Raw genomic sequence first — 22,115 nt, 5'->3', positions numbered from 1 at the left:
TAATGTCAATAACATTATTTCAGTATATTTCATATAAGCTCCTGTCAATCTATCATTAACTGTCTATACCTTTGTAATATTAAGATACTTTATATTATATATAGTTTATTTAATCCAATGAATTTTTATAATACTAATAATGTTTTATAGTGACTTTACTATAATTTTATTTTTATATTACAGAGTAATATAATTAAATCATCAAATAACAAATATTAACTATGTATTAATATAGTGTGCTTTTCAATTTATTTAGTGGAGGCTAAAGTTATGAAGAAAAAGATAATTATATTTATATTACTTGTTTCAGTAATCATTTTGACATGTCACATCCTTGATCCTAATTTGAATTTTTATTCAGGAAAATATACATGCCAGAATAGTACAAACCAAACATTAGTATTAAAATCCAATAATTTATTTGTACTACATACCACTTTAGGTAAAACAGAAAATAGTATTACAGGAAAATATACTATTTCCAATAACCATATAAATTTATTATTTAATGATAAAAACTTAAGTGCTATGGCTTTCAACCTTTCATCAGGACAAGTATATGGATCAGTTATTATTTTCTCTAACCCTAATAATTCTTCATATATAAAATTTAAGAAATCGTAGTATAACAAATAAGACATCTTCAAAAATAATTAATCAATAAGCCAATACTCTATATGACTCTTTGATTGATTTTTATTTGAAAATGTCCTTTTAATTCACTTATATGTACATTTAACTGGGATAGGAAATATTACCATCCCAGTTTACTAAATGCATAACAAAGTTAACGTTCAGGATCTGCCACTACTAATATATCTATATATTTACTTCCTCTCATTATCTTTCTTACAATAGATCCTTTCATAATTTCATGCAATCTAGTACGTGCAGATTGTCCTATTACTATCTGCGTAATACCATAATCTTTTCCGTATTTAATAATAGTATCTGCAACATTTTGGGATTTTTCTACTTTAAATTTAGCATCTAATTTGTTACATAATACTACTATTTTCTGTAACTTTTCTAACCCCTGCTGTTCTTGTGTTTCACATTTATTATTTATATATAAAACATAAAGCTTAGCTTTAAGCATTTTAGCTATTCTATACCCCCTTCTTATAAGATATTCAGCATTAAAATTGAGACTAACACACACCAAAATCTTTTCATTTGCTCCTACTAATCCATCTACTTTCTTTTCGTTTTTATAAATAGTAAGTCTTTCGTCTACCTCATTTGCTACCTCTCTTAAAGCCAATTCTCTAAGAGCAGTTAAATTACCAAGACGAAAAAAATTATGAAGAGAAGTTTCAATTTTATCTTTTGAATATATTTTCCCATCTTTTAGTCTCTCTCTAAGAGCATCTGGTGAAATATCTATAACTTCTATTTCATCAGCAATATCCAAAATTTTATCTGGTATTGTTTCTCTAACCTTTACTCCTGTCATTCTAGCTACATGATCATTCAAACTTTCTATATGTTGAATATTAACCGCTGTCATTACGTCTATTCCATTACTTAAAATTTCAAGCACATCCTCATAACGTTTCTGATTTTTGCAAGTACTTACATTAGTATGTGCCAATTCATCCACAACAACAATCTTTGGTTTTCTTTTTATTATTTCTTCTAGATCAAGTTCTTTCAATATTACACTTTTATATTTTATTTCCTTTAAAGGAATCATCTCTAACTCACTAATTTGTTCGATAGTTCCTTTTCTCCCATAGGTCTCAATCAAACCAATAACAATATCTGTATTGTTTATTCTAAATTCATTTGCATCTCTGAGCATTTGATAAGTTTTACCTACTCCTGGCGCTGCACCAATATATATTTTAAGCCTTCCTTTTTTTGTTTTCTCCATTTCATCTAAATCTTTTTTAGACGGTTTATTTTTCATATTGACATTATCTCCTAACTATTCTCTTTTTCAAAAAGCTCAGCTATAGCATAAAATCTCTTTGCTTCTTTTTTATTATTAATATTTTCATTAACTTTACCAATTAAAAAATATATTTCTTTATTATAAGGATTAATTGCCAGTGCATTCTTTAAATTATTTTCAGCTTGTACAAAACTACATTTTTCAATTAATACTTTTGCTTTTTCAACTAAAACATTTTCATCTTTATTTTCTATAAAATAATTTTCATTGTTTACATTAAATATTTCATCTAAAACTGAATTTACTCTCTCTGGAGAAAATGGCTTTTGAAGATAAGCAACAGCTCCAAGTTTAGTACAATCTATTGCATTTTTTACTGTAGCAAAAGCAGTCATAATAATAACAGGACACTCCATTCCCATATTTCTAATATCTTTTAATACCTCAGTGCCATTCATTTCTGGCATTCTAATATCTAAGAAAATTAAATCAATATTGCTTTTTTTATTTTTTATAATATTTAAAGCTTCTTTACCGCTATCTGCAGTAATTACCTCATATTCTCTTAACTCAAGACAGGTAGTTAAAAGTACCCTTATATTTTTTGTATCATCTACTATTAGAACCTTTTTCATACTTAATTCCCCCATTAATTTATATATTTTCACAGAAATAGTAAGTCAAAAATACCTCCTATATTTTTCTGAAGATACCCTAACACATTATTCTTCAAGTGGCAGTGTAAAAGTAAAGGTACTACCTTCACCTATTTTACTCTCACACCAAATAGTTCCTTTGTGAGCCTCTACTATTCCCTTTGCTATGTATAGTCCTAACCCTGTACTCGCTAATTCCGAAACATATCTATTAGACTTTACAAACTTCTCAAATATTTTTTTTGTATATTCTTCTGGTATTCCTTTCCCTGTATCCTTAACATAAATCTTCATTGTTTTATCCTCTATATAAGCCCCTATAGTTATTTCATCTCCTGAACTTGTATATTTTAATGCGTTTGACAGCAAATTATTCAATACCCAGGTTATTTTTTCTTCATCTACATTTACTTTTGGCAAACTTTCATGCACAACATTACAGAGTTTAACTTTACATCTTTCTGCTTGCTCATAAAAATTACTCATACTGTTATTTATAATTTCATTTATAAAGGAAGGTTTTATATCAAATATAGCTCTATCAGATTGGATTCGTGATAATTTAAGAAGATTACCAACAAGGTCTGTAAGCTTCTGAACTTCTTCTTTTATAGTATCTAAAAGTTTTTTCTGTTTATCATTTAATATTCCAATATTTTTATCAAGTAAAAGACCTGTTCCCATCATAATTGAAGTAAGAGGTGTTTTTAATTCATGAGATATAGTAGCAATAAAGTCTGTTCTTATATTTTCAAGATTTTTAAATTCAGTAATATTTTTCAAAAGTACTACCACACTATTTATTTTTCCTGATTTATTTCTTACTGCTGTTACTATAGTATTAAAATAATAAATTTTATCTTTTATATTAATACTTATTACCTTTTCATTATCTATTGCATTGTTATTAATAACATAAAAAATGTAATCATATAATTCTCCATTTCTTATAGATTCTAAAAAATGTTTATTACAAACATCTTCTTCCTTTATCTGAAAAAAATCTTCACAACAGTGATTTATTAATGTAATTTTATAACTTTCATCTAATACTATTAATGGATCAGATATACTTTTTACTATTGCCACAGATTTATATTTTTCTGTTAACAAATTTCCTTTTGTGCTTTGCTCAAACTCATGAAGTCTTTTGGTCATATCATTAAATTCCCTAGACAACATACCAATTTCATCATCATAAACAATAGGAGCCTGCTTATTAAGCTCTCCTTCTTTAACAGATTTTATAGTTTCAGTTAAAAGATATATAGGCTTTAGTGACTTATTGGTACATATAATTGATACAATTAATCCTAAAAATGATAAAATTGCAGATACAATTAATATTATATATAAAGATATTTTAGCATTAACTTTTACTTTATTTTTACCATTAAACATTGCTTTTTCATTAAGCATTGATAAATCCTTTAGATCATTTTCTAACTTATTAACTTTTAAAGTAACCGTTGTATTATAAAATTCCATGGTTTCACTACTATTATGACTGCTTTGATACTCCTGAAGATTAGAAAATACTTTTACAAAATCAATATAATCAGCATTAATTTTTGTAACACTTTCCTTTTCTCCAGCTTCAGTTATATTATTTTTTTCTATATTAAAGCAGCTATAAAATTCATCATTATTTTTATAAAACAAATCTACAGCACTTTTTTTTTGAAATTGAATATATTGTAGTATTGCTTTATCTTGTAATTGTATAGACTGGTTCATATTATTAGCAGCAGCTATACTTTTGTAGTTATCTGTCATTAAACCTTCAATTGATTTTTCTAACTTATATACATTAAAACTAGAAATAATACCTACCATAGCTATGATAAATATCAAAAAACAATATATATAAGTCATTTTGCTTTTTAATGTTTTTATAAAAACGCCCCCTCTTATGAATTGACACTTTGAGCAAATTCCGTTGCAATTTGCTCAAAGTGCCTATGATTTAACAGTTATTAGATTTTACTTTTATTGTAGTTTTCCATTGTGTTTAAGAATATTGGAAATTTCTAAATTAGCTAAAAGTACATTTACTCTAGGTTCTCCAAATAATCCTAATGATCTACCTTTAGTATATTTTACTATTATTTTCTCTAAATCGCTAGATGGTATATTAGTAGCTTTTGAAATTGAATCAATTTGTATTCTTGCTGATTGTTCTGATATATCTGGATCTAATCCTGAACCTGAACTAGTTATTAAATCTACTGGTATATCTTCTTTCTTTACTTTAGGATTAGCTTTCAAAAAATCCTCTATATCTTTCTTTACTCTATCTTCTAATGCCTTATTGGAAGGCGCTAAATTTTGAGCTCCTGACCCTACTCCACTATAATTAATTTTTCCATTTTTATCTGGCTTTGTATCTGCTTCAGTATAAGTATTATAATTTACTGAAGATACTCTTCCTCTAAAAAATCTTGTATCTGTAAAATTTTGTCCTATAAGTTCTGATCCTACTTCCTTACCATTAACAACTATCATACTTCCATTAGCTTTTTTATTAAAAACAATTTGGCTTATTCCTGTCATAGCTAATGGATATATAATTCCACATAATACCATTAAAACTACTGTAAGAATTACTGATCTTTTTAACATTTTCATTACTTTATTCTCCTTTACTAAACAAAGTCATTAACCCAAACTTAATACTTGCAAAATTGGAGTTATAATTAAGTCTATAGCTTTTATGCCCACAAAAGGAACTACTATGCCTCCAAGTCCAAATACTAACATATTTCTAAGTAAAAGCATTTCTGACTTCATAGGTTTGTATTTTACACCTTTCATAGCTATAGGAATTAATAATGGTATTATAATAGCATTAAATATTAATGCTGAAAGTATAGCACTTGATGGTGTCGATAACCTCATAATATTTATAGCTTGCATTTGTGGAATTGCTACAGTAAATATAGCCGGAATTATAGCAAAATACTTAGCAACATCATTTGCTATACTAAAAGTAGTTAAAGCTCCCCTAGTAATAAGTAATTGCTTACCAATCTCAACAACTTCAAGTATTTTTGTTGGATCTGAATCTAAATCTACCATATTTGCTGCTTCTTTTGCAGCAGTAGTTCCACTATTCATGGCTAAACCTACATCTGCCTTAGCAAGGGCTGGAGCATCATTTGTACCATCTCCAGTCATTGCTACTAATTTTCCTTCTTCCTGTTCCTTTCTAATTACTTCTATTTTATCTTCTGGCTTACATTCAGCTACAAAGTCATCAACACCTGCTTCCTTTGCAATAGTTGCTGCAGTGAGCGGATTGTCTCCTGTACACATTATAGTCTTTATTCCTATTTCTCTAAGTCTTTCAAATCTTTCCACCATTCCAGGTTTTACAGTATCTTTAAGGTATATAACTCCATATATTTTATTATCTACACATACTACTAATGGAGTACCACCTTCTTTTGACACTCTAGTCAGGCTTTCATCTAAATCCTCTGGAATTTTTCCACCTGCATTAAGTACAAACTTTTTTATAGCATCCTGAGCACCTTTTCTTATTTTTCTTCCATCTTTAAGATTAACTCCACTCATCCTTGTTTGTGCAGTAAACTCTACAAATTCTAAATCTTTATATTCCTCAATGTTTACTACGGATCCTAACTTTTCACCTAAATCAACTATAGACTTTCCTTCTGGAGTATCATCTTTTAAAGAACATATCACAGCATAATTTATCAATTCTTTTTGATCAGCACCCTTTGCTTTAATAAACTCAGCTGCTAATCTATTACCATAAGTTATAGTACCTGTTTTATCAAGTATCATTGTATTAACATCACCACAAGCTTCAACAGCTTTACCTGACATTGCTATAACATTAAATCTAGTAACTCTATCCATACCAGCTATTCCAATGGCAGATAACAATCCTCCTATAGTAGTAGGTATAAGACATACGAGTAGCGCTATTAATGTTGAAATTCTAATAGTAACCCCTGAATAAACAGCTATAGGATACAATGTAACAATAACTATCAAAAATATTAGTGTTAAACTTACAAGGACTGTGTTCAAAGCTATTTCGTTGGGTGTTTTTTGTCTTGATGCTCCTTCAACTAAAGCAATCATTTTATCAAGAAAAGATTGTCCTGGAGTAACTGTTATTTCTATTTTTAGCCAATCACTAACTACCTTAGTTCCACCTGTAACAGATGCAAAATCTCCACCTGACTCTTTAACAACTGGTGCTGATTCACCAGTTATAGCTGATTCATCTACGGATGCTATACCTTCTATAACTTCACCATCATTAGGAATTAAATCTCCTGTTTCAACAAGGACAATATCTCCTTTTTTTAATTCATTAGCACTAACTACCCTGAAATTTCCATTCCTATCTAAAAGTTTTGCTGATGTATCTTTACGAGTTTTCTTTAAACTTTCTGCTTGAGCTTTCCCCCTTCCTTCTGCTACAGCTTCTGCAAAATTGGCAAATAAAACTGTTATAAATAAAATTACAGATACAATTAAATTGTAAGTTCTTAAACCAACACCCTTGTCCCCAAATATATTAGGAAACAGGGTAAGAAATAATGATATAACAAAGCCTATTTCAACTATAAACATAACAGGATTTTTAATCATATATTTAGGATTTAACTTTATAAAAGAATCTAATACAGCTTGATTCATTATTTCTTTAGTAATAAGTTTATTTTTTCTTTCCTTACTCATATAAAATGCTCCTTTTTAGTTTTCTCTATTTTTACTTCTGCCTCAAAGATTTTGCTTCTATACTTAATTTAATTATTTCTATTTAAACAACGTTAAATGTTCCGCAATAGGTCCCAGTGCAATTGCTGGAAAGAAAGTTAACGCACCTATTATTAAAACTATAGAAACTAATGTAATTGTGAACATTGCATTATCTGTTCTAAAAGTTCCATAAGTTACTGGTACAGCTTTCTTGGAGGCTAATGAACCTGCTACTGCAAGCAATATTATAATTGACAAATATCTACCTAAAAACATTACTATACCTGTAGTTGTATTCCAAAACATAGTATTATCTGCCATACCTTCAAAGCCTGACCCATTATTAGCAGCAGAAGAAGTAAATTGATAAACTATTTGAGTTAAACCATGAAAACCTGGATTTGATATTCCTGCTAATCCTTGTGATGAAATTAACGCTATTGCTGAGAACATTAATATCAAAAGTGGATGTATTATAATTGCTAGTGCTACTAATTTAATTTCTTTTCCTTCTAATTTTTTTGTTAAAAATTCTGGTGTTCTACCAACCATTAATCCACACAAGAAAACAGTAAGTATTGCGTACATAATCATATTCATAAGTCCTACGCCTTCTCCTCCAAATACAACATTAAGCATCATATTAACTAAAGGTACTGCACCACCAAGTGGCATTAAGCAATCATGCATATTATTTACTGAACCTGTAGTAAAGGCTGTAGTTACTGCAGTAAATAGCGTAGAACCCGGAATTCCAAATCTAAGTTCTTTACCTTCCATATTTCCGATTATGTTATTTAAACCCAAATGAACAAACATAGGATTTCCTGCTTTTTCTGCAAAATAACAAATTGGTAAACCTATAAGGAAAAGTATTCCCATTGCAGAAAATATTGACCATGCTTGTTTTCTATTTTTTAACATTAAACCAAAAGCGTAAACAATGGCACCTGGCAATAACATCATTGATAACATTTCTATTAAATTTGATATGGGCGTTGGATTTTCAAATGGATGTGATGAATTTGCTCCAAAGAACCCTCCTCCATTAGTTCCTAAATGTTTTATAGATTCAAGTGATGCTACAGGACCTACAGCTATATCTTGAAATTTTCCTTCTATTGTAGTTACTGTATGATTAGCTGATAAGGTTTGAGGAACTCCTTGTGAAACTAGAAGTAAAGTAACAATCACCGCTAATGGAAGTAATACTCTTGTAGTAATTCTTACTATATCCACAAAAAAATTTCCCATTGTCTTTTTCTTTCCAATTAATCCTCTCATAAATGCCAATGCTGCTGATATACCGGTAGCTCCAGAAGTAAACATGAAAAAAATGATTACAATCATTTGGCTTAAATAAGATAATCCTGATTCACCACTATAATCTTGAAGATTTGTATTTGTCATAAAGCTTATAACGGTATTAAATGTAAGTGATTGTTCCATATTGGCTATTTTATTTGGATTTAAAACATGAATGAATTGAATTCTTAGTATTATATAAGTAATAATAAGCATAACTCCATTCACTACTACTATTGATAATACATATTGCTTCCAATTCATTTCTTCTTTCTTATCTATTTTACATACCTTAAATATAAAATCATCTATAGGATTAAACAATTTATCTCCCCAATTTTTTTCTCCTGTACTTACATAATATAAATACTTACCAACAGGAATTATAAGTAATATAAATATGATTAAAGGTATTATTATTTGCAAAATATCCATTTTTATAGTTGCCTCCTTTATTTAACAATTTTAAAATTTTTCTGGATTAAAAAGTGCATAACACAAATAAACAAAAAGTAGAACTATTATTACAATTAAAGCCAACATAATTTTATTCCTCCTATACTACTCTTTTTTATTTTTCAATTTGAATTTCACATAGCTTTATAAATAATGCTAATACCCACAGTGATCCAAAAAGTACTATCAAAAATATTAAATCTAGCATTTGCTTTCCCCCTTCTAACTATGCTCTTATTTGTGATGTGTCATATCCTCTCTTCAAATATGATAGATAAATTATATATCCATAATATGAAAAACTAAAACCTTACATACTTTCATGAGAAAATTTCTTGCTATCGTTAGAGGTTGTCTATATAAATTAATGTTACTTTTCATATCATACTCTTTATTTTTTTCCATTTTAGGGCATTGTTAAAAATGAATAAGCCTCAAAAAATACTGCAATAATGCAAAAATTTAGTCATATTTTAATATGCACTCACAAAACTTAGTAAATTTCTGTATAATAAAAAAGCTATATTTTCAATGATTATTAATCATAACAAAATATAGCTTTCCTTATTACATAATTATATAACATTATATTTTATCTAAATCATGGTTAACTTAATTATTCCTATTACATCTTCATATTTGACATACTTCCTACTATTTCAGGGTTCACCATACCAAATATCATTGCCACATGAGCAACCACTAAAAATCCACTCACTAAAATAAAATGAATTTTCATTCTTTCTTCATCAGTTTTTCCCCTAAATAGAATTCCAAGTTCCATAAATGCTATTGGAAGAAGGAATAGAACTCCACTTAAATAAAAACCTACTGCTACAACATCTACCCAAGTATGCCATCCAGAACTTTGAGTTAAAGGTATTACTGCATTCATAAGTAAATATATAAAAATTCCTGTAAAATAGAATCCATCAAAAATACCTACAACTTTATTTAAAGTTCTAATTCCACCACTTTTCAACCTATTGAACACAATAAAAAATTCTGTAATTGTAAGAGTTTCCGCCATTATAACTGGTATTGCCATAAATATTATAAGATTCCATGGCTGATTATCTGCCAAAAGAGACATATAATGTGTCATATTCATAATTTAATTACCTCCTGTTATTTGTTTGAGGTAATAATAACATTTTTTTATGAAGATATTATAAAGAAACTACACACCAATTTTAAATATGATATTTAAAAAGAAGCTGTTTATAGCAACTTAAAAATTGCTATAAACAGCCCCAATTTACTATACTTAACTCTTCTCTTTACTTAAAAGTTAAAACCTTACTTGACTATATTAACTTTTTCACCATCACTTAACAAACTTTGGCCTTCTGTAATTATATCATCATCTGATTTTACATTACCTAATACTTCAATTGATTTATCATTTGAAATTCCAGTAGTGACAGCTGTCTTTTTTATCTTTCCATTTTTAACTTCATAAATGTAATTTACACCATTTTCTACCTTTACGGCTTGATTTGGAACAATTAATACATTGCTCTTATTTTCAGCCTGTAATGATACTTTAGTAAACATACCAGCTTTTAATTCACCACTTGCATTATCAATTTTAACTTTCACAGTATAAGAATTATCTTTTGAATTAGTATTAGGACTTATATTATCTATTGTACCTGTTAACTTTTTATCGTCTAATGCGGTTATTATTACAGGAACTGATTGTCCTACTTGGATTTTTTCAACTATTTTGTCTGGAACATTTATTTCTGCATTTAAACTGCTTGAATCTATGATAGTAACTGAACCAGATTGTCCACCTGCAATTTGACCTACTTCAACATTTTTTACCGATACAACTCCTGAAATTGGTGCTGTAACTGTAGCATTGTTTATTTGTATTTGTGCTGTGCTCACACCTGCTTGGGCTTGTGTAACAGCAGCTGCTGCAACTCTAGTATCTTCAGTTCCTATTTGATTCTCGAACAAATTCAAATTTTGCTGTGCTGTTTGTAGATCCGTGTCAGCAGTATGGTATACATCCGCTTTCTGATCGAAATCATTTTTTGATGCAGCACCTGCATTGTACAATTTCTGATAATTTTCATAATCTCTCTGTGCTGCATTATACTTTATTTGTTTACCTTTAAGATCTTGTTCATAGCTTGCTAATTGCTTTTGATAGTTTGAACCACCTGTTTGTTGAAACTTAGCATTTGCAGAATCTACCATTGCCTGCTGTTGCTGAAGAGTAGCTCTAAGCTCTGAAGTATCCAATGTGAATAATGTTTGCCCAGCTGTAACCTTATCTCCAACATTAACATTTACACTGGCAACTTTACCACTGCTCTTTGGCAAAACCTCTACCTGTTTTGTAGGTTTTAAAGCCGATGCATACTGTACATCAGAAGATATTGAACTAACTTTTATTTTTTCTGTTTTTACGTTCTTAACATTCTGCTTTATTTCTACTTTTTTATTACCTTTACCTAGGAAACGGGAACCTATTGCTACAACAACTATCAAAACTACAAGTATTATTATATTTCTTTTCTTTAGTAAGCTTTTTAACTTAGCAGCGTTAAATTTAATACCTTTAAACTTCATACTGTCCTCTACCCCCTACATTCTTAGATTTTCTTTTTCTGAAAATAAAGTTTTTAAAATCTTCCATTAATGTGTAAACTACTGGTATTACAAAAAGGGTAAGTACCGTTGACATAAGCATACCACCTATTATTACTATGCCCATACTCTTTTTCAATTCAGCACCTTCTCCAAGAGATAATGCAACTGGAAGCATTGAAACTATTATTGTAGATGTAGTCATTACTATAGGTCTCAATCTGGTAATTGCTGATTCTACAAGAGCCTCTCTTAAGCTCATTCCTCTATCCATAAGAGTATTAGTATAATCTATAAGCAGTGTACCATTTTTAGATGATAATCCTTCAAGCATGATTATACCAATGAATGACATTGTATTTATACTTTGCCCCGTTAGTGCAAGTGCAATAAGCGCTCCCATCATAGCTGAAGGCAAAGATAACATTCTTATAGCTGGAGTCAAGTATGATTGATAAAGTACTACTAATATCATATAAACAAGGGCTATTGAAGCTGCCAATGCCTTTCCAAGAGACGAAAATGAGTCATCCATGCTTTTTCGCTCTCCACCAAAGCTTACAGTATAACCTGAAGGTATTGTAGTAGCCTTTATTTTACTGTCAATAGCCTTTGATACTTCTCCTAAGGATTTTCCTTGAGCAATGTTAGCACTAACAGTAACTATGTCTTGTTTATCTTCCCTTGATATTGATTGTTTAGTATCTGCTTTCTCAACAGTAGCAACTTGACTTACTGCTATTTGCTGACCTGATTGATTAGCTATTTTCATATTTTTTATATCTTCAACACTTTTTATTTGTCCATCCATAAACTTAAGAGTTATGTCATTTTCATTATCATTTGCTCTATATGTTCCTGCACTGCTGCCTGCTAATGCTACTCTAATAGTACTTCCTATATCTGTAGTAGAAAGACCATATTGAGAAGCAGCAAGATTATCTATATTTACCTTAATTTCATTATCTGTTTGCTCAGCCGAACTTCCAATATCTATAACACCTGGAACCTTCTTTATTATATCTTCAACCTCTTTTGACAATTCCTTTATAGTATCTGAATTACTACCTTTTATCTCAATAGAAATTGGCTTACTAGCACCACTTGAACCACCCTCTGATTCTGATACATTAAAGTCTACTCCAGTCAAATTTTTACTTCCAAAATCACGAACTTGACTTACAAGCTGACTTTGGCTTTTTTTACGCTTATCCTTTGGAACTAAGTTAACTGTAATTTGTCCTGATGCTGCTTGAGAATTTCGTCCACTTGCTCCAATTGATGAATAGTAACTTTTTACTTCCTTTAATCCATTTAAATAATTTTCTACCTGTGCTACTTTTTCATCTGTTTGCTTTAATGTAGCTCCAGCTGATAGTTTTATATCAATAGTAAATTCACTTTGGTCATACTTTGGCATATTTTCCAATTTTACTAATCCCATTGGAATAAGGGCCACACTAAATATCAATCCTATAACAAAAGCAATTATAACTTTCCATCTATGATGTAATGATTTTATAATTAAACCTCTATAAATTTCTATTGATTTAGTAAATAATCCACTTTTTTCTTTACTACTTTCTTCTCTCTTTTTAAGTAAACGTGCTGACAACATTGGAGTTACTGTAAAGGATACTATAAGTGAAAATATTGTAGCTACAACTATAGTTAAACCAAATTCCTTAAACATCTGACCTATTTGTCCAGACATAAGTGAAATAGGTGCAAATACAACCATGTCACAAAAACTTATTGCTATAGCTGCTAGTCCTACTTCTTTACGACCACCAATAGCTGCCTCTATAGGAGGTTTTCCCATATCAAAATGCCTCTGTATATTTTCTATTACAACTATAGAGTCATCCACCAGAGTACCTACAACAAGAGATAATCCCATCATAGACAGCATATTCATTGAAAAATGCAATTCATACATCATAAAGAAAGTAGCTATAAGTGATGTAGGTATTGCAACTAAAACAACTAAAGAAGAACGTAAACTACGGAAGAATAAGTAAAGTACTATTGCAGTAGTTATAATTCCTTCAATAAGATTGTGCTTTATTTGAACCAATGAAGAAGTAATAAAAGTAGTAGTATCCATTGCAATATCCATATTAATTCCACTTGGAATATCTTTTTTCATTGATTGTAATTCTTTTTTTACAGTATCTGCTACTTCTACTACATTAGCATCACTTTGCTTGCTAATTACAACTGCTAAAGTTTTCTTTCCCTTATACCTCATTATTGATGTATCTTCAGGTGCTTCCAAGCTTACTTTAGCAATATCACCAAGACGTACAGTTCCACCACCTGTTGTAGGAATTAACATATTTTTTACAGAATCTATATTATTAAATTGTCCAATAACTCTAACTGACTGATTCATATTATCCTGCTTAATTTGTCCTGCTGGTACTGTAGTATTAGCTGCTTGAATTTTACTAGATATAGTGTTAGTGCTCACTCCATAATACTCCATAGCAGTTTTATCAATCCTTATAACCAACTCTTTCTTTTGTGCGCCCATTATACTAACCTGTCCTACACCAGGTACCTTTTCTAATTTTTGCTTTAACGTATCTCCTTCATTATACAATTCATCAGAATTAGCATTTCCATTTAATGAAACCACTAGAATTGGAATAGCATTAGTATCCATTTTAAATATAGTAGGTTTGCTAGCATCTTTAGGAAGCTGTCTGGATGCATTGTCCATAGCCTTCTGCACATCTAGGTATGCAGTATTCATATTAGCACTTGACTTAAATTTTATCATAACAGAACCGCTTCCTTCTTGGGAAGTGGAACTAATAGTATCAACGCCGCTTATTCCTGATACTGAATCCTCTATGGGCTTAACTATATCTTTCTTTATATCTTCAGCACTTGCACCATTATATGTTGTCATTATTGATAAAATAGGCATATTCATATCTGGTAATAAGCTTGATCCCATGCTTTTATAACCAAATACACCTAATGCAAGTATTAATACTACAGCCATCCACACTGCAGTTGGTCTTTTTACTGATATTTCAGTTACACTCATGCCTTACCTCCATTAACAATCTTTACTATAATTTTTAGTATGTCTAAATTTAAATACTACTCAGTTAAAAAACTTTTACATAACCACCTCCGTAAATCCACTATTAACATCCATAATACATAGCCCTAAATTAATCATTTTATATTTCTAACTTTTGCTACTTTGTATAATTTAGTCATATTTACATGAATATATTAGTCTACAAGCTGTCTTAATTATAGTTACTTTTGTTATAAAAATCACTATGACTTTTGTCATATATTTAATTTGCTGATACTTAGTTAAATTCTTTATCACACCCACAAATTCAACATGAAATCTACTACTTTTTCTATTTCATCAACATCATTTTGTTTACATATATCATAAATTCCCATATACTCCAGTATAACTAAAGTTATAATAGTGCTTATAAATTGATATGCTACCATTTCAAAATCTAATTTTTTCATTTCCCCTTTTTCAGCTCTTTTTCTGAAAAAGTCTGCTAATATGTTAATCTGTTTCTTAAAAATTTGTGAAAGAAAATTAACATCATCATTCTCTAATAAATCTTTTTCACGAAAAATAATAGATGCAAACTCATCATCTTTTCTATAGTTTTCCTTGAAATTATTACCTAAATAAATCATTGCTTCTCTTAGTGTCATTTCATCTTTTATCCCTTTTAGTGTTTCATACAAATGCTTGTCTAAAGTTTCATTACCTTCCTTAAACAGACTTTTTAGTATTTGCATTTTACCATTAGGAAAATAGTAATAAATTAGTCCATCAGCCATACCTATACTTTTAGTAATAGATCGAACAGATGTACTATAATAACCATTTTGTGCAAACAATTTTTTAGATGTTTTAAGCAATTGTTGTTTTCTTTCAATAGCTTGCAATTCTCTACTGGTCATTTTTTTTCTACTATTCATATTCTCCTCCATTTTATTCATCGAGCGTTCAATAAAGTTATTGTAATCCTAAATATTACTACCGTCAACATATTTTTACTTTACTTAAAAATAAAACTTTTGCTTTAATTTTAATGCGGCAGCTCATTTCATTTAAAGTTAATTAGCATAATTGTTACTTTTAAGATAACTTTTTGTATCGAAAAGCCACACTCAAGCATTTTTTTCACTTCTCTAAATATACTTTTTCTTATCTTATCGGAATATAATATTATGAACTTCAATTTGGCAAGCAAATCTGCAAATTATTAATACTACTTAATTTCTCTATGGAAAAATTTTTATACCAAAATATAGCTATATCAATTCTTATATGGATTACTTGCCGAATTCAAGATAAACTCATTTCAATGTTCTCCAAAAATCTTTTTAATTACGCTCATTTTCTTATCCTCTAAAAAATACTTTAGTACATTTTACCTTATTATTACTTTTAAGTCCTGTTAATATTTTTAATTAAAGCTGCATATAAGTTTTTTTAAACTCTCTCGAACACCTTTTTTAGATCGAAAATAGAAAGTTTCTATATAATAAAAAAGCCTTCTGTTCCAATTGAAACAGAAGGAAAAAATTACAGTACCACCTCTAACTTAGAGAATATAAAAAGTAAATTTACAAAATAACATATTTATGAATCAATGCTAAATCCAAAATTTCATTTAATTTTTTACAACATATTCAAATATTTGATTCTTTAACTTTTCTATATCTGGTACATAGCTCTTTAATAATTTTACATTTCCTTCAATCATATATTCTCCAAGAAAAGCAGGAATCAAGATACTCTCTCCCTTTTCTATACTTTCAGTTCCATTATCATATTTAATTTTTCCTTTACCTTCTACACACGTAAATACATAGAATCTTTCGTTATCGCTATTCTCTGAAAAAGATTCATTCACATCATATAATTCTAATGAAAACTTATCACAGGCACAATAATATATTTTGTTGTACCCATTCATCTCAACTTTAATTCCCATACTTCTGGTACCTTTTAGATTTAAATTGACCACATCTAGTGCTTTTTCAACATGAAGTTCTCTTCCTCTGTTATAATCGTATACTCTATAGGTAGTATCACTATTCTGCTGTATTTCTGCTATAATTACTCCTTCACCAATAGCATGAATTAGACCACTTTTAACAAAATACACATCTCCTTTTTTAACAGGGATTTTATTCATATACATTTCTAATTTTCCATCTTCTATAGCCTTTTTAAACTGCTCCTTAGTGCATCCTTCCTTTGTTCCAACTACAAGATTAGCACCCTGAAAAGCTTCTACAACATACCATACCTCAGTTTTTCCCATTTCTCCTTCTGTTTCCATTGCATATCTATCCTCCGGATGAACTTGAACAGATAACTTATCCTTTGCATTTATAAGTTTTATTAAGAGTGGAAATGTTTCTTTGACTATTTTTGTACCAATTAGTTTTGAACCCGTAAGCTCAATTAACTCATCTAACTTTTTACCTTTAAACTTTCCATTTTTAACTACAGATGTACCATGTGAATGGCATGCCACATCCCAACTTTCCCCTATACTTCCTTTTGGCAGATTATCTCTAAATAATTCTAAGTCTCTACCTCCCCATATTTTATCAAAATAAATATTTTCAAACTTTATAGGATACATTAATTTTTCTCCTTTCATATATATAATCTACTTTACACATTACAACTAAAGTTTATGTAGACTTTATCAAATAGTTGCACTTACCTTAATTTCTAGTAATTTAAGTTTACCTTTATTTGCTTTCGGTAATGGCAACTGCTGCTGCACCAATTATTCCTGATTTTGTTTTTAGTGATGCTTGAACAATCTCACAGCTTTCATTTAAAACCTTAAAGCATCTTTCTTTTACTACTTTCCTAACTTTATCAAATAGCATATCACCAGCCATAGCTACTCCTCCACCAATAATAACCTTTTGTGGATCAAAGGCAGTTATAGCATTAGCAATGCCTATTCCAAGATACCCTAAAGCTTTATTAACAACTTCAAGGGACATTTTATCTCCTAAACTAGCTTCCTTAAAAACTTCATATGAAGTAATCTTCTTGTAATTATTTAATGAACTTTCTATACCATGTGCCAAATTCTTATTAGCTTCTCTAGCAATTGCTGTGCCTGATGCAAGTACTTCCAAACATCCAAAATTGCCACAGTTACATCTTGGTCCATCTGGTAGAATAGTAACATGTCCTAACTCTAATGCATTGCAAGTAGCACCTCTATATATTTTTCCATCTATAATAGCTCCTGCACCAATGCCTGTACTAACTGTAATATATACCATATTTCTTGTTTCTTTACCTGCACCAAACAAATACTCTCCTATAGCTGCAGCATTTGCATCATTTTCCAAATAAGTCTTTATTTTAAATCTATCTTCTATATACTTAACGATATCAACATTTTTTAAAGGCAAATTAGGAGGATCTAAAATAATTCCTTTATCCGAATCTAATGGACCTGGTGAACCTATTCCTATTGCTTTAATTTCATCAGAATTCTTTTTACTATCTTCTAATACTTTTTCTATTACTAAAAACATTCTTTTTAAAACTTCCTGTTCTCCTTCTTGAGCATTAGTCGGAATAGTGTTTTCATTTATTATATTTCCTTCTAAATCAGTAAGAGCGCAAGCAATTTTGGTTCCTCCTAAATCTACAGCTATTACATACTTTTTTTTCATATATATCCACTCCAATTTAAAATATATTCATAAATATAAAAATCTTTAATCTACAATGACAGCATAGAACATTATTTTTTCAACCACTTTTATAATAATTTATACTTTTCTTATATTTCTTTACCTAGAAGCTTGGTTAAAATATTATTTTGTTTAGATTTATCTCATAATATATACATAAGACTTCCGCTTATTTTTTAAGCGAAAGTCTTATCTAATTTTAACTCACAAACTGTTATAAAACTATACAATATTACTAATTAACTTAAAATCCATTGTTCTTCGATACTTCTCTTATCCAATATCCACTCTTTTTAATAATTCTCTTTTGAGTTTTTAGGTCTAACTGTATGAAACCATATCTATTTTTATAAGCATTACTCCATGACCAGTTATCTATAAATGTCCACATATGATAGCCTTTTACATTACAGCCTTCCTCAATAGATTTATGAAGCCATATTAAATGATCTCTTATAAAATTTATTCTATAATCATCTTCTATTCTACCGTTCTCTATAAATCTCTCTTCATTCTGTACTCCCATACCATTTTCTGATATATATGATTCAATATTCCCATAATTTTCCCTTAAATTTATTGCTATATCATATATACCTTTTTCATAAATTTCCCATCCTCTATACACGTTCATCTTTCTACCTGGCATCTCATAGTTATCAAAGAAATTATCAGGCATGAGGGGTGCTTCTGGATTTGGCATACAAGCTTTAGCCTTTACTCTTCTTGGCTGATAATAGTTAACTCCTAAAAAATCTATGGTATTGCTCGATAGCAAACTCTTATCTTTCTCTTCTACAACTGGCATTAAACCTTCTCTTTTAATTATTTCAACTAACTCTTTAGGATATTCTCCCTTTACTGCTGGATCTAAGAAGCTTCTATTAAAGAATAAATCTGCTATATTTGCTGCTTTTAAATCTGCTGGATTGCTGCTTCTTGGATAAGAAGGAGTTAAGTTCAATACTATACCTATTTTTGCATCTTTAATACTTAAACTTCTAAATGCTTCTATAGCTTTAGCACTAGCTATCATAGTATTATAAGCAACTTGAACTGCTCTATTAAAATCTACTACGTTAGGATAATGAAAATCATATAAATATCCACCTTCTACAGGTACTATAGGCTCATTAAAAGTTAGCCATCTTTTAACTTTATGTCCAAATAACTCAAAACATACTTTTGCATACTCAACATAAGCATTAACTACTTCTCTGCTTTCCCATCCGCCCTTTTCTTGCAGTTCTAAGGGCATATCAAAGTGAAACAAATTTATAAAAGGTTCTATATTATTTTCTAATAACTCATCTATTACATCGTTATAGAATTTTACGGCTTTTTCATTGACTTGTCCAATTCCCCCAGGAATCAACCTTGCCCATGAAATAGAAAATCTAAAACTATTATGTCCTATCTCCTTCATAAGTTTTATGTCTTCTTTATATTTATGGTAAAAATTCGAAGCAATTTCTGGTCCTACTCCATCAAAAAATCTGTTTGGCTCTTTTTCATACCAATAGTCCCATATATTTAAACCCTTTCCATCTTCTCTTGCAGCACCTTCCATTTGAGTTGCAGAGGCTGCACTTCCCCACCAAAATCCTTCTGGGAATTTATATTTAGCAGTCATTTTATATCCTCCTATTTTAATCTGTATAATTCGACTATTTCTCTTGCCAAATCCCTAACTGTCATTGCTGTCATAAGATGATCCTGTGCATGAACTAATAATATATTAACAGGATTTGATTCTCCATTTGCCTCTCCCTGTATTAACTTAGTTTGAAATTTGTGAGCTTTTCCTAGTTCTGTTGTTGCTTCTTTAAGCAAATCTTCAGCCCTTTCAAAATTTCCTTTCTTGGCTTCTTGTATTGCTTCCATTGCATTAGATCTTCCATTACCTGCAAATAATATTAGTTCAAATGCTATATTATTTATATCATCCATAATTTATTTCCTCCATTATCATTTATCAACAATTTAATATATAATCTATCATAAATCAATTGGTATGTTATTCATTAACTACACTATCTTTATCAGTAATTTCAGCTTCTTTTTCTGATTTATGATATTGTCTATCAAGCATTATTATAAACGGCGTCCATATTATAAACACTATTAACAGGTTCACAAGCTGTAATATTCCTCCTGCTATAGAACCAGTTGCTAGCATTCCGCTAAAGAATATTGGTACTGTCCATGGCACGTCAACTCCTATTGGTACAGGAACAATGCCAATTGACATTACAAAATATGTGAATGCTGTTACAACCATTGGTGCTAAAATCCAAGGTATTAGTATCATTGGATTTAAAACTATTGGTAATCCAAATATTACTGGCTCATTTACATTAAATATACCCGCTGGTCCTGCTAATTTACTTAGTTCCTTTAGCTGTTTGCTTTTTGCAAATATTATTATTCCAATGATTACTGCTAAAGTCATACCCGTTCCACCCATTCCAACAGTAAATGTATCCATAAACTGCTTGTTAACAATATGTGGTAAATGTTTTGCTCCCGCTTGGTATGCCTGAAAATTTTCAAGTGATAATGCTCTCCAAATTGGATCTAAAACTGAGTTTACAATTATTTGTCCATGTAACCCAAAGAACCAAAATAACTGTATAAAGAAAATTGCAATTAGGCTAGCAACTAAACCCGATCCTAAAGTCATTAATGGAACTTGTATTATTTTATATATAAAATCATGTATGTTGTTCCAAGGAGTAAATGTAAATAATATTCTTACCATAAGAAAGAAAGTTAATGTTATAAACGCAGGAATAAGTGAACTAAAGGACTTAGAAACTGCTTCTGGAACTCCTGCCGGCATCTTGATTGTCCAATTTTTTTGTATTATTGTTCTATAAATTTCTATTGCTATAAATGATGCTATTATTCCAACAAACATTCCCTTAGCTCCGAGTCTATCAAGTGGAATAACTCCATCTACTACATCCTTTGCTGTTTTTCCAAACTGAAATGTTGTAGGTGTTAACACTACAAATGAAGCAACAGCTACTGCCGCACCATAAACACTCTCCACCTTATATTGCTTACTTAAACTATACCCAATACCAAATACTACAAACAATGTCATTATTGACATTGTGGAATTGGATGCTGCACCTAATAAGTTCTTTAGCTGATTTAAACCAGCAGTACCTAAAACCTTATCTAAATATGGCAAATTAGATATAACTACAAATATTGAACCAAATATGATTAAAGGCAAACTCAACATAAATCCTTCTCTTAAAGCAGCTAAGTATTTATTATTGTTTAGTTTATCTGCTATAGGCATAAGATGTCTATCAAGAAAATTCATTATATTATCCATAAATTAATACCTCTTCTTTCTTTAGTTATTTTGTATTATTTTTTATCATAGAAATTGCTGTGTTTAAAATAGCGTTTCCATCGCATCTTCCATAATCCATAGGTTTAATAACATCAACTTTTATTCCAACTTCATTGGCCTTTGGTTCTAATTTTCCTTTCAAAAATCTCATTTGTGGTCCTATTAATAAAACATCTGCCTTTTTCATTTCTTCCTCAACTATATCCTGAGAAACTGCCCAGATCTTACAATCTATGCCTTTTTGCTTTGCTGCTTCCTCCATCTTCTTTACTACTAAACTTGTTGACATTCCTGATGCACATGCTAATAAAATATTCATAAGTAATTCCTCCTAAAAATTTAA

General features: G+C 29.7%; 18 protein-coding genes. 1 reads left to right on the top strand and 17 read right to left on the bottom strand.

Annotation, left to right across the window (positions count from 1 at the left end):
* Window positions 1–270 precede the first annotated feature (270 nt).
* Window positions 271–624 (top strand): hypothetical protein, encoded by a 354-nt coding sequence (locus tag HBE96_RS24705; RefSeq protein ID WP_169300371.1) that lies wholly within the window; start codon window positions 271–273, stop codon window positions 622–624.
* A gap of 163 nt (window positions 625–787) precedes the next feature.
* Here the strand turns inward: HBE96_RS24705 and HBE96_RS24700 are convergent, their stop codons facing one another.
* The 17 genes from HBE96_RS24700 to HBE96_RS24620 all read right to left on the bottom strand — a co-directional run bounded on the left by HBE96_RS24700 (window position 788) and on the right by HBE96_RS24620 (window position 22,091).
* Complete coding sequence (locus tag HBE96_RS24700; protein WP_169300370.1) at window positions 788–1,912, bottom strand: universal stress protein; 1,125 nt, start codon at window positions 1,910–1,912, stop codon at window positions 788–790.
* A gap of 14 nt (window positions 1,913–1,926) precedes the next feature.
* The gene (locus HBE96_RS24695; protein ID WP_169300369.1) at window positions 1,927–2,532 is read right to left on the bottom strand and encodes a response regulator; all 606 of its coding nucleotides are present in this window, start codon (window positions 2,530–2,532) and stop codon (window positions 1,927–1,929) included.
* An 87-nt stretch (window positions 2,533–2,619) separates the two neighbouring features.
* Entirely contained in the window at window positions 2,620–4,428 is a 1,809-nt protein-coding gene (locus tag HBE96_RS24690) for an ATP-binding protein (protein ID WP_169300368.1), read from the bottom strand.
* A 114-nt stretch (window positions 4,429–4,542) separates the two neighbouring features.
* Entirely contained in the window at window positions 4,543–5,181 is a 639-nt protein-coding gene (locus HBE96_RS24685; protein ID WP_169300367.1) for a K(+)-transporting ATPase subunit C, read from the bottom strand.
* Between the two features lie 30 nt (window positions 5,182–5,211).
* Window positions 5,212–7,272 (bottom strand): potassium-transporting ATPase subunit KdpB, encoded by a 2,061-nt coding sequence (gene kdpB / locus HBE96_RS24680; protein ID WP_169300366.1) that lies wholly within the window; start codon window positions 7,270–7,272, stop codon window positions 5,212–5,214.
* Window positions 7,273–7,350: 78 nt separating this feature from the next.
* A complete protein-coding gene (gene kdpA, locus HBE96_RS24675) occupies window positions 7,351–9,033 on the bottom strand; it encodes a potassium-transporting ATPase subunit KdpA (protein ID WP_169300365.1) in 1,683 nt (560 codons plus the stop codon).
* Between the two features lie 30 nt (window positions 9,034–9,063).
* Entirely contained in the window at window positions 9,064–9,141 is a 78-nt protein-coding gene (gene kdpF, locus HBE96_RS27025; RefSeq protein ID WP_169300406.1) for a K(+)-transporting ATPase subunit F, read from the bottom strand.
* Window positions 9,142–9,679: 538 nt separating this feature from the next.
* Window positions 9,680–10,165 (bottom strand): DUF6803 family protein, encoded by a 486-nt coding sequence (locus HBE96_RS24665; RefSeq protein ID WP_169300364.1) that lies wholly within the window; start codon window positions 10,163–10,165, stop codon window positions 9,680–9,682.
* Window positions 10,166–10,353: 188 nt separating this feature from the next.
* Entirely contained in the window at window positions 10,354–11,640 is a 1,287-nt protein-coding gene (locus tag HBE96_RS24660) for an efflux RND transporter periplasmic adaptor subunit (RefSeq protein ID WP_169300363.1), read from the bottom strand.
* Window positions 11,630–14,716 (bottom strand): efflux RND transporter permease subunit, encoded by a 3,087-nt coding sequence (locus HBE96_RS24655; RefSeq protein WP_169300362.1) that lies wholly within the window; start codon window positions 14,714–14,716, stop codon window positions 11,630–11,632. The genes HBE96_RS24660 and HBE96_RS24655 overlap by 11 nt, the downstream gene beginning before the upstream one ends.
* A gap of 293 nt (window positions 14,717–15,009) precedes the next feature.
* Window positions 15,010–15,636, bottom strand: coding sequence for a TetR/AcrR family transcriptional regulator (locus HBE96_RS24650; RefSeq protein WP_169300361.1), 627 nt, complete (start codon window positions 15,634–15,636; stop codon window positions 15,010–15,012).
* Between the two features lie 698 nt (window positions 15,637–16,334).
* Window positions 16,335–17,318 (bottom strand): type I phosphomannose isomerase catalytic subunit, encoded by a 984-nt coding sequence (locus tag HBE96_RS24645; protein WP_169300360.1) that lies wholly within the window; start codon window positions 17,316–17,318, stop codon window positions 16,335–16,337.
* A 112-nt stretch (window positions 17,319–17,430) separates the two neighbouring features.
* Window positions 17,431–18,381: an ROK family protein gene (locus HBE96_RS24640; protein WP_169300359.1), complete on the bottom strand. Its 951-nt coding sequence runs from the start codon at window positions 18,379–18,381 to the stop codon at window positions 17,431–17,433.
* A 265-nt stretch (window positions 18,382–18,646) separates the two neighbouring features.
* Window positions 18,647–20,035, bottom strand: coding sequence for a glycoside hydrolase family 1 protein (locus tag HBE96_RS24635; protein WP_169300358.1), 1,389 nt, complete (start codon window positions 20,033–20,035; stop codon window positions 18,647–18,649).
* 11 nt (window positions 20,036–20,046) lie between these two features.
* Entirely contained in the window at window positions 20,047–20,352 is a 306-nt protein-coding gene (locus HBE96_RS24630) for a PTS sugar transporter subunit IIA (RefSeq protein ID WP_169300357.1), read from the bottom strand.
* Window positions 20,353–20,419: 67 nt separating this feature from the next.
* Window positions 20,420–21,751 (bottom strand): PTS cellobiose transporter subunit IIC, encoded by a 1,332-nt coding sequence (gene celB / locus HBE96_RS24625; RefSeq protein ID WP_169300356.1) that lies wholly within the window; start codon window positions 21,749–21,751, stop codon window positions 20,420–20,422.
* 25 nt (window positions 21,752–21,776) lie between these two features.
* On the bottom strand, window positions 21,777–22,091 hold the full coding sequence (locus tag HBE96_RS24620; RefSeq protein ID WP_169300355.1) for a PTS sugar transporter subunit IIB: 315 nt from the start codon (window positions 22,089–22,091) through the stop codon (window positions 21,777–21,779).
* Window positions 22,092–22,115: the final 24 nt, after the last annotated feature.

Source organism: Clostridium muellerianum, from assembly GCF_012926525.1.
GTDB classification, from domain to species: Bacteria; Bacillota; Clostridia; order Clostridiales; family Clostridiaceae; genus Clostridium_AM; species Clostridium_AM muellerianum.
This window is presented reverse-complemented; position numbering and strand designations above follow the sequence as displayed.

Coding starts and splice junctions, on each gene's coding strand:
- HBE96_RS24690 (WP_169300368.1), bottom strand. CDS start 4,428: ATGACTTATATATATTGTTTTTTGATATTTATCATAGCTATGGTAGGT.
- kdpA (WP_169300365.1), bottom strand. CDS start 9,033: ATGGATATTTTGCAAATAATAATACCTTTAATCATATTTATATTACTT.
- HBE96_RS24700 (WP_169300370.1), bottom strand. CDS start 1,912: ATGAAAAATAAACCGTCTAAAAAAGATTTAGATGAAATGGAGAAAACA.
- HBE96_RS24630 (WP_169300357.1), bottom strand. CDS start 20,352: ATGGATGATATAAATAATATAGCATTTGAACTAATATTATTTGCAGGT.
- HBE96_RS24635 (WP_169300358.1), bottom strand. CDS start 20,035: ATGACTGCTAAATATAAATTCCCAGAAGGATTTTGGTGGGGAAGTGCA.
- HBE96_RS24640 (WP_169300359.1), bottom strand. CDS start 18,381: ATGAAAAAAAAGTATGTAATAGCTGTAGATTTAGGAGGAACCAAAATT.
- kdpF (WP_169300406.1), bottom strand. CDS start 9,141: ATGTTGGCTTTAATTGTAATAATAGTTCTACTTTTTGTTTATTTGTGT.
- HBE96_RS24705 (WP_169300371.1), top strand. CDS start 271: ATGAAGAAAAAGATAATTATATTTATATTACTTGTTTCAGTAATCATT.
- HBE96_RS24645 (WP_169300360.1), bottom strand. CDS start 17,318: ATGTATCCTATAAAGTTTGAAAATATTTATTTTGATAAAATATGGGGA.
- HBE96_RS24685 (WP_169300367.1), bottom strand. CDS start 5,181: ATGAAAATGTTAAAAAGATCAGTAATTCTTACAGTAGTTTTAATGGTA.
- kdpB (WP_169300366.1), bottom strand. CDS start 7,272: ATGAGTAAGGAAAGAAAAAATAAACTTATTACTAAAGAAATAATGAAT.
- HBE96_RS24620 (WP_169300355.1), bottom strand. CDS start 22,091: ATGAATATTTTATTAGCATGTGCATCAGGAATGTCAACAAGTTTAGTA.
- HBE96_RS24650 (WP_169300361.1), bottom strand. CDS start 15,636: ATGAATAGTAGAAAAAAAATGACCAGTAGAGAATTGCAAGCTATTGAA.
- celB (WP_169300356.1), bottom strand. CDS start 21,751: ATGGATAATATAATGAATTTTCTTGATAGACATCTTATGCCTATAGCA.
- HBE96_RS24695 (WP_169300369.1), bottom strand. CDS start 2,532: ATGAAAAAGGTTCTAATAGTAGATGATACAAAAAATATAAGGGTACTT.
- HBE96_RS24660 (WP_169300363.1), bottom strand. CDS start 11,640: ATGAAGTTTAAAGGTATTAAATTTAACGCTGCTAAGTTAAAAAGCTTA.
- HBE96_RS24665 (WP_169300364.1), bottom strand. CDS start 10,165: ATGAATATGACACATTATATGTCTCTTTTGGCAGATAATCAGCCATGG.
- HBE96_RS24655 (WP_169300362.1), bottom strand. CDS start 14,716: ATGAGTGTAACTGAAATATCAGTAAAAAGACCAACTGCAGTGTGGATG.